Genomic DNA, 19,058 nt, shown 5'->3' on the forward strand with positions numbered 1-19,058 from the left:
AGTTTTTTTGTACTTAAAAATTCGCCACTTCTATTTTGTTATAGAATCGGTTTTGGCTCAAGTTCTTACAGATTTGGCTCAAATATTCACCGTTTTGGCTCAAGTTGCCACAGATTCAGCTCAAATGTTCACCGTTTTGGCTCAAGTTGCCAACGAATCCGTCGAAGCAGTCACAATTACAAATTGGCTGAACAGCCATCTTACACCTTTCCTTCTCGTATTTGCATTGTTTTTGACAGCATGTGTGCAGTGCTGTATGTTTATACACAATCCTGATTATTTTTATGGGAATATATGAAAAACAAAATGGAGGGTACAATAATGAAGGCACTCTGGCACGGATATATAGAGTCTTCACTTATTTTAAAAATAACTGTGGCTTTAATACTTGGGATTGCAGTCGGGCTGCTGTTCGGCAAAGATGCCGCTGTATTGGCACCATTCGGGGATTTGCTGATCCGTCTTTTAAAATTCCTGATTGTTCCGCTCGTATTATTCACACTGATTGTCGGAGTGAACCAAACCAATTTAAGCAGTCTTGGAAGGATGGGCGGAAAGGTATTTATCTACTATGTCGCGACCTCTGCCCTGGCAATCATCACCGGAATTGCCGTATCAAGCATTTTTGATCCGGGAACCGGTATGACCCTGAATACGAACGAAGAATTCAAAACACCTGAAAATCCGGGCGTTACAAGCGTGCTGTTGAACATTGTCCCGGAAAATATTATAAAAGCATTCAGTGAACTTAATTTGCTCGGCATCATTTTTACTGCTATTGCATTTGGTATGGCCATATCTGCATTACGATCATCACAGGAATATAAACAGCTTGGCGAAAGTGTCTATAACGTTGTCAGCGGTTTAAATGAAGCGACAATGAATATTATGAAAGTCATCATTCATTACATTCCTGTCGGGGTATTTGCAATTGTAGCTGAGGTTGTCGGCAACCAAGGCGTGGATACATTGCTGTCGCTCGGGAATATGGTATTGGTTCTTTATGCTGCACTCATTGTCCAGATTGGATTTTATATTATTTTTATGCTATTGGCCAAAATAAACCTTAACGATTTCTTCCGTGAAGCACGGACACCAATGATCACCGCCTTTGTAACGCAAAGCAGTTCAGGTACGCTGCCTATCACACTTCAGGCAGCCAAAAATATGAACTTGTCCAAAAGTCTGTATGGCTTCAGTCTTCCGCTTGGTGCGACCATCAATATGGACGGGGCTGCAATCCGTATCGCCGTATCAGCAGTGTTTGCGGCAAATATCATCGGTGACCCGCTCAGCTTTACGGACATCCTGCAAGTCGTCCTGATTGGAACATTGGCATCTGTAGGTACTGCAGGTGTGCCAGGCGCAGGTATTATTATGATTGCTACTGTTTTTGCCCAACTGGGACTGCCGATGGAAGCAGTCGGATTGCTGACCGCTATCGACGTATTGGTTGGAATGGGGTGTACCGGCTTAAATGTAACCGGCGATCTTGTTGGAACGAGTATTATTAATAAATCCGAAAAGAAAAACAGCCAGGGAAATGAAGGATGATTTCCGCTGGCTTTTTTGGCTCACAACGTTCCAGCAACTTACATGTAATAGATTTACTCTCCCTTATTTTCGCTTTCCGCCTTCTTCCGCTCATCCATATAGAGAGTAAGCGGCTGTTCAGATCCGGTCATCAATTTATACACATATGATGACGTCAGGTTGTAGCTCTTCTCAATCCGTTCTGCAATATAGTTGGTCCGCTCAAACAAAATAGACCGGAAGTTGCTGACCTGTCTGAGTGTTTTTTCCATCAATGCCTCCTGGTTTTCCAGCCGATCCATCACTTGACTCTGATGATCATCCTGTTTCGCGAACGTTTCTGTCATTTGTTTATGAAGACCCGCCAGTTCACCCATTTCTTCTGCCAGCTTTTGATTGGACGAACCATAATGATTCAGCTTATTCACGATCTCCTGGTTGGATTGACGCAAACTTTCGATACGGTCTGCAATTTCTTGTTTAAACATGTTTTCATCTTCCATCAAACGCTGTATCTCTGCATTATTCCGGTCTAACACGGTTAACCACTCCATTGCTTGACTTTCGAATTTCTCATGCTGAAAACTTTTCTCCACCAAAGACTGCAACTGACTGTTAATTTCCTTCCACTGTGCAGCCTGTGAATTTTTCTGTTGTTCATACATGGATTCAAGACTTCGAAACGAATTAAACAGCTTGCTGTTCACCTGTTTCTGTTCCTTTACCAGTTCAGCAAAATAATCCAGTTTAAAATAGCTTTGATTGGGCTCTTCAATCGTTTGTTTATTTCTGAAAACGTTCGGATGCTCCGCTTTATTCAAAAATAGTCCCATAAGGTTTCACGTCCCCTTAGCAGATTACCCTATTATCCTATGCTGAAAGATCGAAGTCGGGACATTTATCCAGTAAAAAGAGCCTGGCTGTATCACCAGACTCTTCCTGTTTATAAATAACGGCGGCTCATCCGCTCACCATTATACGAAAACAATGTACGTTTTTCCTCCACCACTGTTTCCATATGGACATTTCTGCCCCAAAGTTGATAAATATAAGGCAGAACGTTTTCCAGGTAATGCAGATCAAGCTCCATTCCCTCATATCCATGCTTCAGATACAGCTCACCGCTTCGCAAATAATCGCCGTCTTCCACATAAATGTACGGAAAGCCTCCATTCAGCCGCATTGAAATAAGCTGATCCCGGACGTTTTCGTAATCTTTATCTGAAATCCGATATTCATTTCCCTGCTTTTCAAATAAATACATATCTTCTTCCTGGACCATTTCTTTTGTTAAATAATTGCGGATAAAGGAAATGTCCGACTCAATTTCCCTTGCTTCAAAGATCTTTTCCCTGCCTGATCCCGGTTCTACGCCAAGTTCCCGCATTCGTTCTGTCGGGTTGTTATAACGCGCCTCAATATTTTCATACATTTTCACCCCAAGATAATACGGGTTAATCTGCTGTCTGGATGGCTGCACAACACTTGCATTAAGCGCTGAAAACTCAACCACCTCGTCTGTTGTCAGATCCATTTCCCTCAGGATGTGCTGATGCCAGTATGAGGCCCATCCCTCATTCATGATTTTTGTTTCCAGCTGCGGCCAGAAATAAAGCATTTCCTCCCGCATCATGGTCAGGATATCCCGCTGCCAGTCCTCCAGATCCCGGCTGTGTTCCTCAATAAACAGGAGCAGGTCTTTTTCCGGCTGCTGCGGGAATTTTTTATTTGGCAATCGTTTCGTTTTATTCTCCATCTCCGGTTTCCGATCCAGATTCCATAAATCATCGTACGGCGTTTTGATGTTCGGCTTTTTCTCTTCTTTCTTGTCCGTATCATTTTCTGCTCTGTTTTGCCGTGTTAATGACGGATCGATATGTTCCTGAATAGACAATATAGCATCCAAAAAACGCTCCACTTCATCTTTTCCATATGTCATCTCATAATCCGCGATCCGCTCGGCCGTTGCTGTCATGCTCTCCACCATATCCCGCCGTGTATTGGAAAAACGGATGTTATTCTTGAAAAAATCACAGTGTGCCAGCACATGTGCGATGATCAGTTTATTTTGAATTAAACTGTTCGTATCAAGCAAAAAAGCATAGCATGGGTTGGAATTAATCACCAGTTCATATATCTGGCTTAACCCCAAATCATAATGCAGCTTCATTTTATGAAATTGTTTTCCAAAGCTCCAGTGACTGAATCTTGTCGGCATTCCATATGCTCCAAAGGTATAAATGATATCAGCCGGGCATACTTCATAACGCATTGGATAAAAATCAAGCCCGAATCCTGATGCAATTTCCGTTATCTCGTCAATCGCCCTATTCAGAGCTTTTGTATCTGTCAAATTAACCCCTCCCTAGTGTCCGCGGCTATTTTTCCGATGAACATGGTATAGTCTATGACATTCCGCATTGAAATTTGACCATGGATCAAGAATTCATACCTCAATCGTTCTATTGTGCTGCATCAAAATTTTACCAGCATGAACGACCAATCCTGGGCAACACTAAGCGCCAGGAGGAATGATTATAATGCAACAAGCATTTTTATCAATTGAGGAATTCAATGAACTGCTTAATCAGTGGAATGGCCAAACGATTAAAATTTCAAAAATGGAACTGGACGATTTGGACGAGACGATTATAGCGCTGGACAACATTACCTATGCCGCCAACACAAGAAGACTTGATGACTATGAACCGCTGCATGCACTGCAATTAAACGGCACCGGCAGTATACTGACCGATACCACCGATGCCGGGCAGGTCCTTCCGTCATCACTGTATGAAATTCCCATTGAAGACGATTCGCTGTATGAATTTGACGGAATCCATTTTTTAATCAGTACATCGCGCGGGGTGTATAAGATTGAACTGGCTTAGTAAATAAGTCGTGAATCATACACCGGCAGCTTCCTTCTTTTGAAAAAAGTGCTTCAGCGCGTGATACACATCCTGTTTTTCTTTCAAAATATAATGATGGAATTTCGGATTTTCAAAATCACGGTATGCGCGCATCAGTGTTGATTGCCGGTTATAGGAGTTCACCTCCGCATATCCGAACATGTTTGATACATCCATTAATTGGTTGACAAGCGTCATGCATTGCGGATTATCGGATGTGATATTTTCACCATCTGAAAAATGAAAAGGATAAATATTATAGCGTACCGGATGGTAATTTTCATCGATAAGTTCCAATGCCCTTCTGTATGCGGATGAACACATCGTCCCGCCACTTTCCCCTTTGGAAAAAAACGCCTCTTCGGGGACAACTTTCGCTTCAGTATGGTGTGCAATGTAGGCAATGTCCACCATCTCGTATTTCGTCCGTAAAAATTTCGTCATCCAGAAAAAGAAACTTCGGGCCAAATATTTTTCAAATGATCCCATCGATGCACTTGTGTCCATCATTGCCAATACCACGGCTTTGGATTCCGGTTTGACCACATCATTCCATGTCTTGAACCGCAAATCGTCATTACGGATCGGGGTAATGCCTGGATCCCCTTCTGTTGCGTTCCGTTTAAGCGCTGTCAATATGGTGCGTTTTTTGTCAATGTTGCCCATCAGCCCTTTTTTGCGTACATCATTGAATTCGACTTCTTCTGTTTTGATTTCATTCTGTTCTTTTTCCCGCAAATCCGGCAGCTCCATTTCCCTGAACAGGACCTCTTCCAGTTCAGCCATCGATACTTCCGTCTCATAGTAAGCCTGCCCCGGCTGATCCCCGGCCTGTTTTCCTTTGCCAGACCCGCTATTTCCCTGCTCATTGCCATTCGGATCCCGGGCTATGACATCTCCCACCTCACTGTCCCCGTCTCCCTGGCCGACGTGTTTTGATTTATTGTAATTGTAGCGAATCTTATATTCGTCCAATGACCGGATAGGAATTTTAATAATATCCCGCCCATTTGACATAATGATATTTTCTTCGCTGACCAAATCCGGCAAATTATCGCGAATTGCCTCTTTCACCTTATCCATATGCCGTTTCTGATCTTGAAACCCTTTGCGATGGAGGGACCAGTCTTCCTCGGAGACAACAAAATTTTCCTTCTCTTCCCGCATGTTTTCCCCTCCTCTAATAGTTTTAATACATAGCATATGCAGACAGCACCGAACGTGTCTATGCACACATACAAACCAAATGTTATTCGACAAAATCCGGGTGGTGCCTGCCACCTGTCGAATAATCTTTTGTAAAAAAATAACAAGACCGGATATTTCATCAGTCTTGTTATTGGATGCTTTTAAGGCATGCGGTGCTCAACGATTCAGCAGGCTGCCGACGTAGCGCAGCAGTTCGTTGGCAGATGTTGAGTTATAGCCGTACTCATCAATCAGCCTTGCAATCACTTCATTAATTTTTTTCAATTGTGATTCGTCCGGTGTCTGAGATGTCGTGGTTATTTTTACAACATCCTTCAGGTCGGCAAATAATTTCTTCTGTATTGCTTCCCTCAACCGCTCATGTGAATTATAGTCAAAACGTTTTCCTTTTCGTGCATACGCAGAAATACGGATAAGAATTTCTTCGCGGAATGCTTTCTTGGCATTTTCCGAAATCCCAATTTGCTCCTCAATGGAACGCATTAATTTTTCATCCGGCTGCATTTCTTCACCTGTGAGCGGATCCTGCAGTTTGGTTTTATTGCAGAATGCCTCAACATTATCCAAATAATTATCCATCAGCGTTTTAGCCGATTCCTCATACGAATAGACAAACGCCTTCTGTACTTCTTTTTTGGCAATTTCATCATATTCTTTCCGTGCAACAGAAATATAGTTCATATAGTCTTCCCTATCATCATCAGAAATGGATGGATGCTGGTCAAGACCGTCTTTCAGGGAACGAAGCACATCCAATGCATTAATGGACGGGACTTCCTTGCGAATAATCGTTGATGAAATCCGGTTGATAACATACCTCGGATCGATGCCATTCATGCCTTCTTCCGGAAACTCCTTGCGCAACTCATCAACATCGAGCTGATCATACCCTTCCACACTGTCGCCATCATACAGGCGCATCTTTTTAACCACATCAACACCCTGCTTGCCGGAGTCCTCCAGCCTTGTCAAAATAGAAAATATTGCAGCAACCCGCAGTGCATGCGGTGCAATGTGAACATGCGCCATGTCACTTTCCTTAATCATTTTTTGATAAATGCGTTCTTCCTGACTAACGCGCAGATTATACGGTATCGGCATCACAATTATCCTGGAATGCAGTGCCTCGTTCTTTTTATTGGAAATGAAGGACCGATATTCCGCTTCGTTTGTGTGCGCCACAATCAGTTCATCAGCTGAAATAAGTGCAAATCTGCCTGCCTTAAAGTTACCTTCCTGGGTCAATGACAATAGGTGCCATAGAAATTTCTCATCACATTTCAGCATTTCCTGAAACTCCATCATGCCGCGGTTTGCCTTGTTTAATTCACCATCAAAGCGGTATGCACGGGGGTCTGATTCGGAACCATATTCGGCAATCGTTGAAAAATCGATGCTTCCCGTCAAATCAGCAATATCCTGTGATTTCGGGTCAGACGGGCTGAATGTACCAATACCTGTCCGCTTATCTTCAGATAAAAAGATGCGTTCCACCTTAACATCCTCGATACGGCCGCCGTATTCCTTTTCCAGACGCATTGAATTTAATGGAGACAGACTTCCTTCAATCCGTATGCCATATTCTTTATAAAAATCTTCGCGTAAGTGCTTTGGAATGAGGTGCAATGGATCTTCATGCATCGGGCAATCCTTAATCGCATATACAGCACCTTCATCTGTTCTGGAATAGGCTTCAAGGCCGCGTTTAAGCATCGTGACAATGGTTGATTTCCCGCCGCTGACTGGTCCCATTAAAAGCAAAATCCGTTTACGTACATCAAGCCGTTTCGCCGCGGGATGAAAATATTCTTCGACGAGCCGCTCCATGGCGTCCTCCAGTCCAAAAATACCTTCGCCAAAAAACCGGTACATCTTTCTTCCATCTCGTTCGCTTATACCAGAGCTTTTGATCATATTATAAACCCGCGAATGAGCCGTCTGGGCGACTTCCGGCCGTTCCTTCACAATCTCCAGATATTCCGCAAAGGTGCCTTCCCATCGTAAACGGTTTTCTTCTTCCCTGTGGCTCTTCACTTTGTTTAGTATATCCATTAACTTCCCTCCAACTAGGATGCGGTTACTAAAGCTTATGCAAGAGGCTTATTTAACATGCTGACAACTTTTAACCACTGCTGTATAAAAGCAACCTAATTAACGGAAGAAAATCAGCCAATAAAAAAAGTCGAACACGGATCATCAACGTGTTCGACATTATTCAGCAAAATCCGGGTGGTGCCAGGCTCCTATAAAAGCTTCCGGTGAAGTCTTGACGGTATAGGAGTAGATTCCTTTTATGGTGTGCAAATAAAGGAGGCCGCCCTTACTGCCGACTGTCCGGTACGACATATCCAATATGTTCTGGATCGGGAACTCGTGATGTTCGGATACGACCTTCTCATCATACAGATATAACACACGCTCTTCTTCAATATCTTTCTGTTCGATGCTGTTCACAACCCGTTGAACCTTGACATACGGCTGTTTTGCGATCAGCTTCATATCATCACTCCAATGTGAAATGCGTTAAAGGAAATTCGACAAAATCCGGGTGGTGCCAGGCATCTATAAATTCTGGAAGAACAGCCTGACGACGTCGGCGCCTCCGATAAAGGTGCCCAGGGAGCTGCCGAGATTGGCCATGACAACTACGAGCAGTATCCGGGTTACTTTGTTGTGCCAAAACCCTTTTAGACTGAAGACGTCATCTGCCAGCTTCTCAAAATCGGATACATGAGGCCGGCGAAAATAGGCTTGCACAAACCCTGCAAACCAGCCGGCAGCGGTTATCGGATCGAGCGATGTTATTGGCGCTGCCACAAAAGCCGTCAGAATTGCCAGCGGATGTCCCAAGGCAATCGCAACACCAAGTGCGGATAATGACCCATTCCAGAGCACCCATGTAATGGTTTGCTGCAAACCTGCTGACGGATTAACGTTAAACGTAAAAATAATCATGGCAATAATGATGACCGGTATTGTCCAGCCAATTATTTTTGGTACTTTTGATTTCGGCGGGAGTTGGTTCAGCTTGTCCAAATCATGATCCCGGTTAATCTCCTGCTTGATCCCGGGAACATGTGCCGCACCAAGCACAGCAACAACCTTATCTCCGGGTGCATCCTTAATTTTCTGCGACAGATACTGATCCCGCTCATCAATTAACGGCGTCTTCAGCTTCGGAAAATGCTCAGTAAACTCCTGCAGCATGGAATTAAGCATATCCTGTTCCTTCATTTTCTCCAGTTCTTCTTCCGTAATCGTTTCCTTACTGAAAATACTTCCAATCACCTGCATCAGGAGAACCCCTTTGCCCCGCAATCCGATATTGCGCCAAATGCGTGAAAAGGTTATTTGAATGTTCCTGTCAGCAAGCACAAGCTCTGCACCCGTTTCCTCAGCAGACTGAATTCCCTGCATCATTTCCTGACCGGCATTAATGCCAAATTGTTTCGCCATCCGTTTCTGAAAGGAAGAAATGGCCAAATTCATTAAAAGCAATGTTGCCTTCTTTTCCTTAATCACTTTAAAGATGTCCATATCCTTCCACTTATTGCCATCCATCATCGATTGATACCGCTGTGCATCCAATTCAATACAGACAGAATCCGGCTGCTCACGATCAATGACATCCTTCACCTGTTCCGCACTATGTTTCGATACGTGGGCTGTACCAATCAAAATCAATTCTTTTCCATCCAAATCTATTCGCGTAATGTTCTCTTCCGGCATAACGTACCTTCCTTTTTGAAATTAGAAAAGCGCAAGCGCCCGTTTAGCAACGTACAAACTGGAGCACTCCGCAATGAGATAAAGGAAACACGGTGAGCTGGAAGCGAACCGATGTTGACTTATCGTAGTGAGGGATGAGAAGTTTGCTAGTTGCTGGGCGCTGGAGCTAGACATTAAAAGCCCGGTGTGTGGGCCAGGCTTTTGTTTGTTCAGGACATCCATTTCGGCGGAATATTTTTATCCCAGTAGATCTCCCCGATTTCGTGATGCGTTTCGAACCCATCATTGTGTAAATGATAATGAAAATTGAACCAGTATCCCTCCAGCGGCCGATTATCACGTCGCACATGAAATCTGGCTATATCTTTGCCGGTCCGGTTATCATATACATTGAAAATTTTTTCGCCGAAACCGCTTGAAGGGTATTCGGTTATTCCATAGTATGGGAGATTATCATTTCCCGCTTCCGCCAGAATCATGCTGAGGGATGCTTCAATTTTTGGTAAAATATCTTCTTCAAATTCAGCATCTATTTGGTCGCTGATTCGCGTTCCCAGTTTCATAAAGGTTTGTTCTTTCGCCTTCCCGGTAATCCGATGCATCAGGGAGGTGGCCTCATCCACTTCGGAGGGCTCTGATACATCAACAGCAATCGTATCGTCGGAATCCGCCTCGGAAGGTGTACTGACTGCTTCATTTGCCCCGTCAGCTTCCGTATTCAGATGAGCAGTCGGAACATAAATTCCGAGCGTCATAATTGCTATTAAAATAACCGATAATTTCCGAAGCCAGACCTTCATACGATTTTCCCCTCATCTTTTATATGTATTCATATAAAATTTTACCATGTTCATAGAAAATGTCTATAAAATTTTAGAATTTTAACAGAATATTCATTGGATCAGAGGAAAAATTACTGTAGACAGTTTAGCTGCATAAGGTACTGTTTTAAGAATACTTGGTTGCTGAACATTTCGGGGAGATATTATAGCCCAATACGCTACCCCCGCCGAACATTCGATGATTACCGCTGTAGTCTGGGCTGTTGCCGCCGAAGAATCCACGATTACCGCTGTAGCCCAATCCGCTGCCGCCGAAGAATTCACGATTACCGCTGTAATCCACCGAACGCCAGCACCTACCCAAGATGCTAGACCGGCCGAACAATCACCAAATTCCCAGGGCGCGATATACAGCCGCTCTCTAAAAAACGCAAAAAAGACTTGCCTCCACAGCAAGCCTTCCATCCAAATCCGGATCACTAATTCAGTTGCTCAACGTCCGTTACGGTGAAATTACCTTTTTCCAGATCACGGGTAACCTTATTCATTGTGTCTTCTGTTACTTCTTCCGGCAGTACAATGCAGACGCGCCGGACATACAGGGAATTGTTATTTAGTGAAATAACACTTTGCACGTTGCAGTATTTGTTAACGATTTTAAGCATCTTCCGTAATGCACCGGAATATTCGATAGTGCCGATGGTCAATGAATAACTTCCATTGTTTGCTCCCCACGCATTTTCCAGTACCTGAATGACATTTCCGTTCGTAACAATACCTTTGAATTCATCATCGTCGCTGAGCAATGCCAAATATGGCAGTCGCTTGATGGCGGCAAATACACGGAAGAAAGCATCATCTTCCTTTACATAGCCATCCGAATCTTTCACAAGAGCTTTAACCGGTTCACTCAAGGCGTGTTCCTTTTCATATTCGAGCAAGTGAACCTTATATATATTGCCGACAAATTTGCTGCCGGACTCATCCAATACGGGAATACAGCGGTATCCCGATTCCTCCAGCTTTTTCAAAACGTCATCCATTTGGTCAGTTTCTTTTACATAAACAACATCACGTTTTTGCACATAATCATTTTTAACGAGCATTTCTTCAGCCTCCCACTATTGTGTACTATGTTTCATTTTCCTATATTTTCACTATAATTGCAATAAAGGGAAAATTATTACATCCACATAAATACGGTTGATACCGTATCTGTTATCAGGTATTGTGAAAATGTAGCTTTATCAATCTATTATAATATGGAGTGTGATATGCATGGCCAGATCAAAGGCTGCCAAAATACGGCAAAAACGAATCCGTGAAGGCAGAATGGATCCGCAAACGGCGCGAAGTCCATTTGCAGAACACGATTTACGAACCCGGACAACGAAAACAAAAAAAGATTATGTATACCGGACAAAGCACAAGAATCGTTATCCGCATCAAAAGGAAAACGATTCTTTTTATTTTACAGCAATGCATATTCCTTCATAAACATACATCCGTTTAACCGCTTCTTAAAACTCACAATCCGTACTATACAACACTTCCCAATAACATTTTTTGAAGTTTTGAGAATTTTAGTGTATAATTATATCTTACCTTGTATTATTAACCAGCTTGACAGCCGGCTCTCTTTTCATCTGACAATTAAATACTACCCTTTTAACCCGATACTAAACCACTTTTTTAACTGAATTCATAAAGGAGGAACTGTATGAAAGCATTAGACGGTAAGCAGGAAACCAAAAGCAATCGCGCAACAGAATATGCGGAACAAGTTTTTGAAACAGTAAAGGCGCGTAATCCGCATGAACCGGAATTTTTACAGGCAGTGAAGGAAATTATTGATTCCCTTATCCCCGTATTTGAAAAAAATCCAAAATATATGGATTACAGTATTCTGGACCGCATGGTGGAACCGGACCGGATTATTTCATTCAGAGTGCCATGGGTTGATGATTTAGGCAATGTACAGGTGAACCGTGGATTTCGGGTACAATTCAACAATGCGATCGGACCGTATAAAGGCGGCCTCCGTTTTCATCCTTCAGTCAATAACAGCATCATAAAATTTCTCGGATTTGAACAGATTTTTAAAAACTCCCTGACCGGTCAGCCCATTGGAGGTGCCAAGGGTGGGTCAGACTTTGACCCGAAAGGAAAGTCTGAACTGGAAATCATGCGGTTTACGCAAAGTTTTATGACAGAATTATCAAAACATATTGGTCCGGATACCGATGTGCCTGCCGGTGATATCGGTGTTGGCGCCAGGGAAATCGGGTTCATGTTCGGCCAGTTCAAAAAAATGCGCAGCAGATTCGAGCCCGGAGTTCTGACCGGAAAAGGCATCGATTTCGGCGGAAGCCTGGCACGTACAGAAGCAACCGGATACGGTGTTGTTTATTTCATACAGGAAATGCTGCAGCATAATGATCTTGACCTTAAGGATAAAACAGTTGTTATTTCCGGATCTGGCAATGTTTCGATTTATGCAATTGAAAAAGCCCAGCAACTGGGAGCAAATGTCATCGCATGCAGTGACTCAGACGGTTTCATCGTTGACACGGATGGTATTTGTCTTGAAACTGTTAAGCGACTGAAAGAAACCGGCGACGAACGAATCTGTGAATATGTAAAAGAACATTCGAATGCGCATTATTCCGATAACTGTACAGATATTTGGGATATTCCATGTGACATTGCCTTGCCTTGTGCGACACAAAATGAGCTGGATGAGGATGCGGCTCGTAAACTGATCGCCAACAATGTTAAGGCAATCGGTGAAGGAGCGAACATGCCATGTACACACGCAGCTGTTGATTTGTTCCTTGAGGAAGGTGTTCTTTTCGCACCTGGAAAAGCAGCCAATGCCGGTGGTGTGGCAGTCTCTGCTTTGGAGATGGCCCAAAACAGCAGTAAAATTTCCTGGACCTTTGAAGAAGTGGATTTCAAGCTGCAGGAAATCATGAAAGATATTTATCAGAAAAGCATGGGCTCCGCGGAGGAGTATGGAACTTCCGGAAATCTGGTAGCAGGTGCAAATATCGCAGGATTTCTTAAAGTAGCCGATGCCATGATTGCCCAGGGCGTTGTATAAAAACTTGAAAAGACTGACTCGCAATGGCGGGTCAGCCTCTTTATGGTTTCAGAAATGTATCTCTTACCGTAATTCAGACGGATGTTTCATGAAGAATGGCACCTTTTCCGCGCCGGTCATCCGTACATACGTAAACAGCTGGCCTTTGTGATGCACTTCATGGTCAATGGCATTGGACAGCCAAAAACTCCCCGGAGCACTTTCCTTATTAAATTCCACTTCCTCTGTCAGCTGCGTTTTAGAAAGTGACTTTAAATCCCTTGTCGTTATCGTTGTATACTTACTGACAATTTCACGTACGTCCGCAATGGTTTTAAAATCATCTTCCTTTTGCGGCGGAGTGAATGTACCGTTCAACACCGTTTTGACAAACATATCCATTGATGTTGCAATATGTACTGCCAGTCCGCCAAGCGTATATGCACCATCCCACGGTTTAAATTCCACATCCTTATCATCAACCAGCTTCAGCAGATCGTGTACTACGAATCGATGCTTCAGCCAGCCTTCCACAATCTCATTCCTTGTGCTCATCAAAAAATCCTCCATTCCCGAAAATTTTTTACACCCCCTATTTTACACCTTTTCCGAAATTTTTGTAAATTAAAATGCAGTATACTGATGGACTTTATCCGGATTCCCCCTTTATCACCCCCGGACCGGGATAACAGCTTATGGCCCACGATTTTCCCAAAATTAATCCCCACATCGCCCAGTTATGCATATGATAATTCTGTACAAAAATGGGAGGTATAATGATGTATCAATATCCAAATTACAATCAGTCGTACGATCCGACATATTATCATGCAGTTCCATCTGCCCCAATGGATATGCGACAGCAGCCCAGTCTGCAGCAAGTGATGCAAACCATCCGTACTGAGCACAGTGATTTATACACACAACTTGAGCGGGAAGGACTGAACCGGGGACTATCTGATTATCTTTTTTCCCTTGTAGCCGGGTATACACTCAACCAAGGTAATACAAACCAGTCTGCAAACCAAATTTACAATCAATTCCAGTCACAGGTGCCATGGATCGGGTTTCTGTTTAACTATTATCCGATTTCCAAAAACCGGCTGGACCAGGTTCTCATCCGAATTATTCAGATTGTGCTGAATTTGATTGGCGGAGGCGGCGGCGGTGAGACCGGTCAAGGCTGGAGCGGCTGGGAAAGCCTTGGCGGTACACTTACATCCGCTCCTGCCGTTTCCTCATGGCAGCCAAACCGCCTTGATGTGTTTGCACGGGGCACCGGCGACAATCTTTATCATAAATGGTGGAATGGACGCAACTGGAGCGGCTGGGATAATCTTGATGGATCACTCACTTCTGCACCAGCCGCTGTTTCCTGGGGGCCAAACCGGATTGATGTGTTTGCCAGAGGCACCGGTAACAGACTTTATCACAGATGGTGGAACGGCCGCAGCTGGAGTGATTGGGAAAACCTCGGCGGAACATTAACGAGCAGCCCGGCCGTGTCTTCACGCAGGCCAAATCAATTAGATGTGTTTGTCAGAGGATCGGGTAACAATCTTTATATGAGGTCGTGGAACGGTTCAAATTGGGGAGACTGGGTCAATTTAGGCGGCAATCTCACTTCCGAACCGGCAGCTGTATCATGGAATCCAAACCGGATTGATGTATTTGCCAGAGGACAAAATAACCAATTAATCCATAAATGGTGGAATGGACGCAATTGGAGCGATTGGGAGAGCCTTGGCGGTACTTTAACAAGCGGTCCGGCTGTGTCATCCCGAAGACCAAATCAACTGGACGTATTTGTAAGAGGCACAGGCAACAGACTTTACAAACGAACGTGGAATGGTTCCAGCTGGTCCAATTGGGAGAATCTCGGCGGCAATTTAACTTCCTCGCCTGCAGCCGTATCATGGGGGCCAAACCGAACCGATGTATTTGCACGCGGACAGAACCAGGATTTAATCCATCTGTACCGCAATCAGTAATATGCCGGATTAAAAGGAACTGCACCAGCATTTTGGGGCAGCTCCTTTTTTATTTTAAAAAAAATATTTATTGCGGACGGATTATATTTTCCCGGGAGTAAACAATCCAAAGGGGAGCGACTAGCAATGTAAGCCTAAGGTAAGAGAAATTAATTTTCCCCGCTGGCTGTTTCTGCTAAACTATTCTTCATTATAAGGAGGTTATCAATCAATGAATATACATGAATGGAATGTTGAACTCTTCCGGATGATCAATAATTTAGGCAAAGACATAGCCTTTTTGAATCCAGCAGTCACTTTCATTGCGGAATATATGGTGCTTTTTCTAGCACTTGGGGTTCTGATTATGTGGTTTACGGGAAACAAACGAATCCGGATGATGGTTATTTGTGCAGGTATCGCGTTCATAGTTGCTGAAATTGCTGCGGAAATCGCAGGGCTCTTGTACAGCAACCACCAGCCATTTGCGGAACTTGCCAATGTAAATCAATTAATAGCTCATGAGATAGATAACTCGTTTCCAAGCGACCATACCATTCTATTTTTCTCATTCTGTACGATGTTTTTCCTTTTCTATAAACGAAGCGGCGTCCTTTGGTTGCTGCTGGCATCAATAGTAGGTCTGTCACGTATTTGGGCCGGTGTTCACTATCCTGGGGATGTCCTTACAGGGGCACTGATCGGAATTGCAGCTGCGTTGGCAATGTATCTGCTCGTATCCAACACCGAATTTATGTGGAACATATTGAAACGCTATGAATCTATTGAGCGGCGGATTGTCCCGGCGAAAGTTAAGTCAAAGGGGGACGAATAGCCACCCGGATCAGGGTGGCTATTTTTCATTGCAGGTAATGATCTCACCGAATCAGCCCCACAAAATGAGTCAATATTTTAGCAGTCAGCCCCCAGATTACTTTATCCCCGTACACATAAAATAATTCCTCTATTTTCCGTGGGCGCCAATCATAATCTTCCCCGCCCGGCAAAAGCTCCACAGGAAAATCTGCTTCCGGTTCCATCCTGGCCTGTACATAATGCACTTTAGGTGGATTTTCCAGGAAAAAGGACAGTGGTACCTCGAACACTTCATCGACTTCGGAGGGGTTCGGCTGGATAGCTTCCGGATGGTGAATCTGCCCTGCATGCGGATAAATAATCATTCCAAAAGGAGTAATCAGAAAATCAAGCGGAGCAACATTGGTAATCTGTCCCGCATCGATCCCCAGTTCTTCGGATGTTTCCCGAACGGCGGTGTCCTGGTCGGTTTTATCTACCGGATCCATTCGCCCTCCCGGAAAACAAATCTCCCCTGGCTGTCGCCGCATTTTGTGTGAACGGACTTCAAATAAAACATGAATCCCATTTTCTCTTTGTATAAGCGGCAGCAAAACCGCATACTTGGAAAATTGCTCAATACCCAATACGGTGGGGGAGTGCTTTTCCAATTTATGCTGTATGGCTTCCAAATCCATATGTTCACCCCCGGATTATCTATATTTCCCAGTATAACATGCGCGAGACTTACACAGTCTTTTCAAGCTTTAAAACAAGAAATTCCCCTGTCCTTTCATGTAGAATGGGAAACATACTAGATTCGTATTACAAAGCAGGAGTCTTTTACATGAAAAACACGATTAAAAAACCTTGGCTGCTCGTTTTCACCATCAGCCTCGGCACATTGCTCAATCCATTAAACTCATCAATGATCTCAGTAGCACTCACCCGGCTCCAGCATGTACTGGATCTTTCTTTTGCCAGTGCAACATGGCTGATCTCCATTTTCTATCTGGTCAGTGCTGTCGGGCAGCCTGTCATGGGAAAGCTTGGGGATATGTTCGGGCAGAAAAAACTATTTTTGACCGGACTGGTTCTTGTCGCCATGTCTTCCGCTCTTGCACCATTAATCGCAAATTTCGGCTGGCTGCTCGGATGCCGTGCACTGCAGGCACTTGGAAGTTCATCCCTGTTCCCGAGTGGAATGTCCATGGTACGCAATTACATCACCACGGGACAAGCCCGGGCACTGTCCGTGCTGGCCGTTTTTTCATCCGTTTCTGCAGCGTTTGGGCCAACAATCGGCGGTTTTCTTATCGAAGGATTTGACTGGGAAGCAATTTTTCTCGTAAACCTGCCATTCATTGTTGTTTCATTCCTGATGGCACTGTTTATTTTGCCAAAACAGAGCGGCGGTAAACTGACACTTGGCCGGATAGATTTTGGCGGAATTGGTTTATTTACAGTTTTCATTGTCTTTTTGATCCTGTTTCTGCTTTCCTTAAAAGGAGAAATACGGTACTGGACGATGCCGATTTTCATAGCCGCTACGGTTTTATTTTATTTTTATGAAAAACGGCAAACAGAACCGTTCATTGATCTCAGTGCATTAAAAAGCAATAAAAATGTACTGCTCGTCTATGCACAGTTCATCAGCATTAACCTGGTCTACTACTGTTACTTTTACGGACTGCCAACCTTTCTGCAGCAGGTCCGGCATTACAGCGGGGGAACGACCGGGCTGATTATGCTGGCAATGGCCGGATTTGGTGTCATTGTGGCACCGCTCGCAGGCAGGTGGATTGATTTGCATGGATCGAAACCGGCAGTACTGTCAGGTGCAATCGCCCTGACGGCTGGAACGGCACTTCTTCTGACTGTGCATGAAACAACACCATTGCTTGGACTGCTCGGCGTAATGTCTGTCATCGGTATCAGCAACGGCTTTAACAATATAGGTATGCAGACATCCTTATTCCGATTCGCTGATCCGGAAAAAACGGGTGCTGCCTCCGGATTATTCCAAACAAGCCGCTATTTGGGAGCAATTTTATCGACGGCGCTGCTCGGTATATTTTTTAACGACACTATCGATGTGGCACACTTTCATATTGTAGCAGCCATCAGCCTGGTATTTTGCGCATTCACCCTGTTTCTTTCCATCCGGATGCCGCGTGATACCGCTGTACAAAACTGATACACTATATATTAATTGGAGGGATTCGCAATGGATAAGATTCTGAATCAGAAAGTTGCTTTTGTCACCGGAGCTGCCAGCGGAATTGGCCTTGAGGTTGCCCGGGAATTTGCTGAACAAGGGGCAAAAGTAGTTATTTCCGATTTGAAAGAAGATGCAGCACATCAGGCTGCTGAAGAATTGAAGGAAAACGGGCATGATGCAATGGCACTGGCGTGTGATGTGACCAATGAGGGGCAGCTCACTGCGGGTATTGACAGGACCATTGAAGTGTACGGCCAGCTTGATATTTTGGTGAATAATGCAGGACTGCAGCATGTAGCGGCAATTGAAGATTTTCCAACTGAAAAATTCGAGCTGATGCAAAAGATAATGGTTACTGCACCTTTCATAGCGATAAAAAAAGTTTTTTCGATCATGCGGAAACAAGGATACGGGCGCATTATCAATATGGCATCCATCAATGGTGTCATCGGATTCGCCGGCAAGGCCGCCTACAACACTGCCAAACATGGGCTGATCGGACTGTCAAAAGTCGCCGCGCTGGAAGGTGCAGCTGACGGCATTACCGTAAACGCATTATGTCCCGGTTACGTCGACACCCCGCTCGTGCAAAACCAGCTGCAGGAAATTTCCGAAACAAGGGATATTCCGGTTGAAAAGGTAATGGAAGAAGTCATTTATCCGCTTGTTCCGCAGCACCGGCTCCTTGACGTCCAGGAAATCGCTGATTATGCCGTCTTCATTGCCAGCAGTAAAGCAAAAGGCATCACAGGCCAAGCGGTTATTTTAGATGGCGGGTATACGGCGCAATGACCTGGTGATAGATTGGCGGGGATTCGTTTCCCT

General features: G+C 44.2%; 19 protein-coding genes. 9 read left to right on the plus strand and 10 right to left on the minus strand.

Features of this window, described 5'->3' with window-relative positions; translation table 11 throughout:
- Positions 1-7 precede the first annotated feature (7 nt).
- Positions 8-298 carry a hypothetical protein gene (locus B1K71_RS18495; RefSeq protein WP_077329592.1) on the plus strand — a complete coding sequence of 97 codons (291 nt, stop codon included), beginning with the start codon at positions 8-10 and terminating at the stop codon, positions 296-298.
- 23 nt (positions 299-321) lie between these two features.
- Positions 322-1,554, plus strand: coding sequence for a dicarboxylate/amino acid:cation symporter (locus tag B1K71_RS18500; RefSeq protein ID WP_077329594.1), 1,233 nt, complete (start codon positions 322-324; stop codon positions 1,552-1,554).
- 53 nt (positions 1,555-1,607) lie between these two features.
- On the opposite strand, the gene B1K71_RS18505 is transcribed toward B1K71_RS18500, so the two are convergent.
- Both B1K71_RS18505 and B1K71_RS18510 read right to left on the minus strand, forming a co-directional pair.
- Positions 1,608-2,366 carry a hypothetical protein gene (locus tag B1K71_RS18505; RefSeq protein ID WP_077329596.1) on the minus strand — a complete coding sequence of 253 codons (759 nt, stop codon included), beginning with the start codon at positions 2,364-2,366 and terminating at the stop codon, positions 1,608-1,610.
- A 110-nt stretch (positions 2,367-2,476) separates the two neighbouring features.
- Complete coding sequence (locus B1K71_RS18510; protein WP_077329598.1) at positions 2,477-3,886, minus strand: SpoVR family protein; 1,410 nt, start codon at positions 3,884-3,886, stop codon at positions 2,477-2,479.
- A gap of 187 nt (positions 3,887-4,073) precedes the next feature.
- Here B1K71_RS18510 and B1K71_RS18515 point away from each other — a divergent pair, with 187 nt between their 5' ends.
- Positions 4,074-4,424, plus strand: coding sequence for a hypothetical protein (locus B1K71_RS18515; RefSeq protein WP_077329600.1), 351 nt, complete (start codon positions 4,074-4,076; stop codon positions 4,422-4,424).
- Between the two features lie 15 nt (positions 4,425-4,439).
- On the opposite strand, the gene yhbH is transcribed toward B1K71_RS18515, so the two are convergent.
- The 6 genes from yhbH to cbpA all read right to left on the minus strand — a co-directional run bounded on the left by yhbH (position 4,440) and on the right by cbpA (position 11,271).
- A complete protein-coding gene (gene yhbH / locus B1K71_RS18520) occupies positions 4,440-5,612 on the minus strand; it encodes a sporulation protein YhbH (protein WP_077329602.1) in 1,173 nt (390 codons plus the stop codon).
- 198 nt (positions 5,613-5,810) lie between these two features.
- Positions 5,811-7,706, minus strand: a complete 1,896-nt coding sequence (locus B1K71_RS18525) for a PrkA family serine protein kinase (RefSeq protein ID WP_077329604.1) — start codon at positions 7,704-7,706, stop codon at positions 5,811-5,813.
- A gap of 159 nt (positions 7,707-7,865) precedes the next feature.
- The gene (locus B1K71_RS18530) at positions 7,866-8,153 is read right to left on the minus strand and encodes a hypothetical protein (RefSeq protein ID WP_077329606.1); all 288 of its coding nucleotides are present in this window, start codon (positions 8,151-8,153) and stop codon (positions 7,866-7,868) included.
- 63 nt (positions 8,154-8,216) lie between these two features.
- The gene (locus B1K71_RS18535) at positions 8,217-9,383 is read right to left on the minus strand and encodes a TraB/GumN family protein (RefSeq protein ID WP_077329608.1); all 1,167 of its coding nucleotides are present in this window, start codon (positions 9,381-9,383) and stop codon (positions 8,217-8,219) included.
- A gap of 209 nt (positions 9,384-9,592) precedes the next feature.
- Positions 9,593-10,183: a YpjP family protein gene (locus B1K71_RS18540; RefSeq protein WP_077329610.1), complete on the minus strand. Its 591-nt coding sequence runs from the start codon at positions 10,181-10,183 to the stop codon at positions 9,593-9,595.
- A gap of 461 nt (positions 10,184-10,644) precedes the next feature.
- Positions 10,645-11,271, minus strand: a complete 627-nt coding sequence (gene cbpA, locus B1K71_RS18550) for a cyclic di-AMP binding protein CbpA (RefSeq protein ID WP_077329614.1) — start codon at positions 11,269-11,271, stop codon at positions 10,645-10,647.
- Between the two features lie 172 nt (positions 11,272-11,443).
- On the opposite strand from cbpA, the gene B1K71_RS18555 reads away from it, so the two are divergent.
- On the plus strand, positions 11,444-11,662 hold the full coding sequence (locus B1K71_RS18555) for a hypothetical protein (RefSeq protein WP_077329616.1): 219 nt from the start codon (positions 11,444-11,446) through the stop codon (positions 11,660-11,662).
- Between the two features lie 223 nt (positions 11,663-11,885).
- Positions 11,886-13,268, plus strand: a complete 1,383-nt coding sequence (gene gdhA / locus B1K71_RS18560; RefSeq protein ID WP_077329618.1) for an NADP-specific glutamate dehydrogenase — start codon at positions 11,886-11,888, stop codon at positions 13,266-13,268.
- A 63-nt stretch (positions 13,269-13,331) separates the two neighbouring features.
- Here gdhA and B1K71_RS18565 read toward each other — a convergent pair whose 3' ends face one another.
- Entirely contained in the window at positions 13,332-13,802 is a 471-nt protein-coding gene (locus tag B1K71_RS18565; RefSeq protein ID WP_077329620.1) for a DinB family protein, read from the minus strand.
- Positions 13,803-14,026: 224 nt separating this feature from the next.
- On the opposite strand from B1K71_RS18565, the gene B1K71_RS18570 reads away from it, so the two are divergent.
- On the plus strand, positions 14,027-15,238 hold the full coding sequence (locus tag B1K71_RS18570; RefSeq protein WP_077329622.1) for a DUF346 domain-containing protein: 1,212 nt from the start codon (positions 14,027-14,029) through the stop codon (positions 15,236-15,238).
- A gap of 211 nt (positions 15,239-15,449) precedes the next feature.
- A complete protein-coding gene (locus tag B1K71_RS18575; RefSeq protein WP_077329625.1) occupies positions 15,450-16,052 on the plus strand; it encodes an undecaprenyl-diphosphatase in 603 nt (200 codons plus the stop codon).
- A 43-nt stretch (positions 16,053-16,095) separates the two neighbouring features.
- Here B1K71_RS18575 and B1K71_RS18580 read toward each other — a convergent pair whose 3' ends face one another.
- Positions 16,096-16,710: an NUDIX hydrolase gene (locus B1K71_RS18580; RefSeq protein WP_077329634.1), complete on the minus strand. Its 615-nt coding sequence runs from the start codon at positions 16,708-16,710 to the stop codon at positions 16,096-16,098.
- A gap of 149 nt (positions 16,711-16,859) precedes the next feature.
- Between B1K71_RS18580 and B1K71_RS18585 the strand changes: the two genes are divergently transcribed.
- Positions 16,860-18,209, plus strand: a complete 1,350-nt coding sequence (locus B1K71_RS18585) for an MFS transporter (protein ID WP_175631970.1) — start codon at positions 16,860-16,862, stop codon at positions 18,207-18,209.
- Between the two features lie 30 nt (positions 18,210-18,239).
- The gene (locus B1K71_RS18590) at positions 18,240-19,025 is read left to right on the plus strand and encodes a 3-hydroxybutyrate dehydrogenase (RefSeq protein WP_077329638.1); all 786 of its coding nucleotides are present in this window, start codon (positions 18,240-18,242) and stop codon (positions 19,023-19,025) included.
- Positions 19,026-19,058: the final 33 nt, after the last annotated feature.

The sequence above is a fragment of the Virgibacillus siamensis genome (assembly GCF_900162695.1).
Lineage (GTDB): Bacteria > Bacillota > Bacilli > Bacillales > Amphibacillaceae > Lentibacillus > Lentibacillus siamensis_A.